A 562-nucleotide genomic window follows, 5' to 3' on the forward strand; every position below is an offset into this window, starting at 1 on the left:
CCTCCGTAGAAGGTCGKTCCGTCGGGCTGGTTGAGGTCGGCTCCGGTCTGCCAGCGGTGGACCAGGTCAGGGTTGGCGATGAAGGCGCGGCCCACGGCGACGAGATCGGCCTTGCCGCTGCTGATGAGGTTCTGGGCAGCAGTGACGTCGGTGACCGGATCCCAGCCGTTGCTGACAATGTGGATACCTGCGAAGCGGTGGGCGAGATCAGTGATCAGCTCGGAGGCGGGGTCACCGATGGTGTGGAGGTAGGCCAGGCCCGTGTCGGGTCGCTCTCCAGTGCACCGTGAAGGTTAATCGCCGGGGAGATGCGAATGCCCACGCGTTCGCTTCCGATGGCGTCACTCACGGCCTGGGCGACCTCGATGACGAAACGGGCCCTGGCCCGGGGGGAGCCACCATAGGTGTCGGTGCGCTGGTTAGCCGAGGGGGCGAGGAACTGGTGCAGCAGGTATCCGTTGGCGCCGTGGAGTTCGATGCCGTCCATGCCTGCGTCGATTGCGTTGCGGGCGGCCTGCACGTATTCGTCGATGGCACCGGGGATGTCTGCGAGGGTCAGGGC

At 66.3% G+C, this 562-nt stretch carries 1 protein-coding gene; it reads right to left on the reverse strand.

The window, feature by feature from the left end; genetic code table 11:
• Positions 1-214: 214 nt before the first annotated feature.
• On the reverse strand, positions 215-562 hold a 348-nt coding region (locus AB8Z36_RS41890; RefSeq protein ID WP_440582148.1), incomplete at its 5' end, for an oxidoreductase.

Origin of the sequence: Streptomyces flavofungini (genome assembly GCF_041028215.1) — a bacterium.
In the GTDB taxonomy this organism is placed as follows: Bacteria; Actinomycetota; Actinomycetes; order Streptomycetales; family Streptomycetaceae; genus Streptomyces; species Streptomyces flavofungini_B.